Source organism: Slackia sp., from assembly GCF_977041755.1.
In genome coordinates, this window is sequence record NZ_CDRRGL010000159.1 from 1 (window position 1) to 3,956 (window position 3,956).

Annotated in this window: 4 protein-coding genes, 4 tRNA genes and 1 pseudogene; all 9 read right to left on the minus strand. The window is 56.4% G+C overall.

The window, feature by feature from the left end:
* Positions 1 to 138 precede the first annotated feature (138 nt).
* The gene (locus ACWI8T_RS08805) at positions 139 to 387 is read right to left on the minus strand and encodes a hypothetical protein (RefSeq protein WP_281667956.1); all 249 of its coding nucleotides are present in this window, start codon (positions 385 to 387) and stop codon (positions 139 to 141) included.
* Between the two features lie 204 nt (positions 388 to 591).
* Positions 592 to 667: transfer RNA gene (locus ACWI8T_RS08810), tRNA-Lys, on the minus strand.
* A 94-nt stretch (positions 668 to 761) separates the two neighbouring features.
* Positions 762 to 837, minus strand: a tRNA-Lys gene (locus tag ACWI8T_RS08815).
* An 89-nt stretch (positions 838 to 926) separates the two neighbouring features.
* Positions 927 to 1,003: transfer RNA gene (locus tag ACWI8T_RS08820), tRNA-His, on the minus strand.
* Between the two features lie 193 nt (positions 1,004 to 1,196).
* Positions 1,197 to 1,272: transfer RNA gene (locus tag ACWI8T_RS08825), tRNA-Arg, on the minus strand.
* 50 nt (positions 1,273 to 1,322) lie between these two features.
* Positions 1,323 to 1,715, minus strand: a complete 393-nt coding sequence (rsfS, locus tag ACWI8T_RS08830) for a ribosome silencing factor (protein WP_287538614.1) — start codon at positions 1,713 to 1,715, stop codon at positions 1,323 to 1,325.
* A gap of 42 nt (positions 1,716 to 1,757) precedes the next feature.
* Positions 1,758 to 2,690, minus strand: coding sequence for a bis(5'-nucleosyl)-tetraphosphatase (symmetrical) YqeK (yqeK, locus tag ACWI8T_RS08835; RefSeq protein WP_449138678.1), 933 nt, complete (start codon positions 2,688 to 2,690; stop codon positions 1,758 to 1,760).
* A 30-nt stretch (positions 2,691 to 2,720) separates the two neighbouring features.
* Positions 2,721 to 3,416 carry a nicotinate-nucleotide adenylyltransferase gene (gene nadD / locus ACWI8T_RS08840; protein WP_449138679.1) on the minus strand — a complete coding sequence of 232 codons (696 nt, stop codon included), beginning with the start codon at positions 3,414 to 3,416 and terminating at the stop codon, positions 2,721 to 2,723.
* A gap of 22 nt (positions 3,417 to 3,438) precedes the next feature.
* Positions 3,439 to 3,956: pseudogene (proA, locus tag ACWI8T_RS08845) on the minus strand (glutamate-5-semialdehyde dehydrogenase); the annotation flags it as partial.

Below are 3,956 nucleotides of genomic sequence, written 5' to 3' on the forward strand. Positions count from 1 at the left end.
TCCCGTCGACCAAAAACACGTCGAAACATAAGAGCAACCGCACAGCGCGCGGCACCTTCGATAGGCGCGAGGGGTGGAAACTCAAAAAAAAAAGAAAAGCCGCCCGAAGGCGGCAGACATACGAACCGAAGGCGTTTTCTATCGCCCGTTAGACGGAAGATTCAACGCAACGTTCACGGGAGGCTCGGCCATTTCCCAACTAGCGAGAAAAGCATCAGCATTGTCGTAGGGACGAGTGCAGCGCGACTCGCCATCGGTGATTTCAACCCAAAAGCCCTCGCGCCCGTATTTGCGCTCGAGCGGGTCGATTTTATATACATGACCCGGCTCGAGGCTCAAGCCCGTGACAAGTGCGCGTTTACCGCGGTACCTCATCATGTCGCTCATGCCTAAAACCGCCTCCTTCTATTCAAACCGCACACGCGGTTTCGAAATTGACTCAAAAACTAAGCGTCTATGATAGCGACTGCCGGCACGAGGCGAAAGGGGGGAACGCCGATATTTAGCAGAGGGCCATCATTATTCAAAAGTTTTTTACACTCCCGAAATAAATGAAAAGACCAGGTACTTGGCCTGGTCTTTAAACTTCAGTGGTGGATCGTCGGGGACTCGAACCCCGGACCTTGGGATTAAGAGTCCCCTGCTCTACCAACTAAGCTAACGATCCAGAAAAGAAAGCATATGTAAAGGTTCGCGCGTTTAAACGCAAAGTCATCTGCAGCTTAGCTTTCATTCAGCTGCAGCGACACCGAAAGTGCAAGTGGTGGATCGTCGGGGACTCGAACCCCGGACCTTGGGATTAAGAGTCCCCTGCTCTACCAACTAAGCTAACGATCCAGAAAAGAAAGCATATGTAAAGGTTCGCGGATTCCCGCAGTCATTGTGAACATAGCTTTCATAGCCCACAATGCCTTATGTTGAAAAACTGGGGTGGGTGATCGGATTCGAACCGACGACCTCAAGAGCCACAATCTTGCGCCCTAACCAACTAGGCCACACCCACCATGTTTCTCGTGCCGTTTGAGTGATGCCCAAGCGGCAAGCGAATACTATACAGATGTCTTCCCCACAACGCAACCCCCTTTTTGAAAATTTTTTCGAGAGAATCGAAACTGCAGGTCAGTGCATCGAATTCTTGAAAAAGAGGAATGGGGTAAATGAAAAGGCCCGTTCAAAGAACGGGCCTTGCTTTTACATGGTGCCCCCGGCGGGAATCGAACCCACAACCATCGGATTAGAAGTCCGGTGCTCTATCCGTTGAGCCACGGGGGCTTGTGCAGCGTTTTATTATATACGAAGCTGCAGCAATATTGGTTTGTTAATTATTCGGCATCTTCGCTTTTCGTCTCATCGGGTTCGAAGTCAATCGTGGGAGCATCGTTCCACACCTCTTCGAGGCGATAGTAGTCGCGGCCTTCGGGCTGGAAGCAGTGCACCACGAAATCGCCAAAGTCGAGCAGGGCCCAGAAACCTTCATCGGCGCCTTCGATGCCAAACGGCTTCACGCCAGCCTCTTTAACCTCGGCCTCTTCAATGGCATCGAGCACAGCGGCAACCTGGCGGTTGTTCTGCGCGGTCACGATAACGAAGAAATCGGTCACGCTCACGAGCTCGCGAACGTCCTGAATCACGATGTCGGTAGCCTTCTTGGAATCGGCCGCCTTCGCAGCGATCATCACTTTCTCAAGGGCGGTAAGTCCTTTGTCTTTTGCCATTCGGCATATCCTTTCTAAGCTTTTGGGCAGGCGCCCAACGGTTTACTGAATGGGAATAATGCGCGCGCCATTCGGCGTGCACTCAACCTTGGATTTCTCAGGCTGCTTGGCTCGCGCCTCGGCGGCTTCGGCCTGCATTTTCGCTCGCTTCTCTTCACGCACGCGTTCGCGCTCTTCGGCAGCCTTGCGGGCAAGCGCCATTTGTTGTTCGGCCTCACGAGCCAGCTGCTCGCGACGAGCAATTTCGACAGCAAGCAATTGCGCTTCCGAGGCTTCGTTCCCAGCTGGCGCATCGCACGCGGCACGTTCGGCCTCAAGGCGTTCTTTGCGCTCAACGACCAGGGAATTGTACACGTCAAGCGACGGCGGCGCCACTACCATGTCGGCAGAAAGCAGATACATGAAGTTAGCCTTGTAGGTGCGATAGAACAATTCTTCCAGGCACACCTCGCCCACCACGGCGCGCAACCCCTCGATATCGGGGAAATCGCGGCCCGGCTCAATGATGTCGGCAACGAACACCACCATGTCCAAATCGGACATTCCAACCGCACCGCACGTGTGTCGGCCAATCGCCTGCAGCACAGCATCGGAAAGCTCGGGGAATTCGTCGCGCAGCGTTGCCGCAGCCGTCCACGAATGCAACACGCCCGTCGCATGCTCGCGCACTTCCTTACCTGCGAGTTTGAGCTTTTTCGCCTTGCGCTTGAGCTCGTCGCCCGTTAGCGACTTATCCCAATCGTGCAGAAGGCCCGCAACGGCCGCCTCGCTCTGATTCACGCCATAGATGCGGGCCAGTTGTTCGGCGGTTTGGGAAACGCCGAGCGAATGGCGGTAACGCGACGCTTTCACGCGCGCCTGCAGCGCCTGGCGCATTTCGTCGAAACGGTCAGGAGAAATCGCGGCAACCTGCTCGCAGCGCTCCTGGCGCTTCTTCAGCTTCTTTTCTTTTTTCTTCGATTTGGCCTTGGCCATATCAATCGCCCCTTGCATACGTCCAGCGATTCAGCGCTGGTAGAGCCCGTGTGACTCGATATAGTCTGCCACAACCGCTGGCACCTCATCGCGAATGGAGCGGCCCTGACGCACTTTTTCCCTTAAATCGGTAGAAGATACATCCATCTGAGGCATCGATACCTGCAATATCTCGCGCGCATCAATGATTTGAGCAAGGCGGGAAAGGTCACGCCCGTCAAGCGACACGTCGTCACGCTGCGACACCACGGCGAACCTCGCAAGGCCGCCAAGCTCGCTCGCCTCGCGCCACTCCCCTAAACGAGCCGCAGCGTCGGCTCCCATAAGGAAGCACAGCTCGACGTGTGCGGGAAGAAACCGACGCAGCTCACGCAACGTATCGACCGTATAGGTTTCCCCCACGCGATCGATTTCCCTGCGGCTTGCAGCAAAGCGCACGTCACCCTCAATAGCGGCCTGGACCATGGCAAAGCGGTCTTCCGCAGGCGTCAAGGCGCGCCCATGCTTCATCCATGGGTCGCCCGCAACCACGAACAGCACGCCCGAAAGGCCGAGCGATTCGCATGCGCGACGAGCGATTTCGAGGTGGCCATTGTGAATGGGATCGAACGTGCCCCCCATAACGCCCAAACGGCACGGACGTCCATCGGCGCCCAGCTTCGCAAGGAGCTGGCCTTCGCTCGATTGTTCGACAGAACCGCAGCCGGCACTCAAAAAATCGCTCACATTCAAGCTTTCATTCGTCACGCTAGCCTCGCACCTGGCCCGACCCACGAAGCTGATATTTATACGTGGTAAGCGCTTCGAGCGCGAAGGGGCCGCGCACGTGCAGCTTCTGCGTGGAGATGCCGATTTCAGCACCAAGCCCGAAGCAGCCGCCATCGGTGAAACGGGTCGAAGCGTTTGCATACACCGCAGCGGCATCGACGCCCGCGAGAAATTCCTCGATTGCATCGGCGCCCGCCTGCGTCGTATCGTCGGCCACGATGCACTCGGAATGCCTGGTGCCGTAACGATTGATGTGCGCAATCGCCCCTTCAACGCCAGAAACCGTCTTCACGCTTATCTCGAGCGCAAGGTATTCACGACCCCAATCGTCATCGGTCGCATCGACGAACCTCGAAAGCACAGCATCCCCTGCCAAATCGGCAGCGTGCCGAGCCGCCGCATCGCCATGGATAGTCACGCCCGCTTCGGCAAGCGCGCGCAACGCCTTCGGCAGGAAATCGGCAGCGATGGATTCATCGACGAGAAGCGATTCGCATG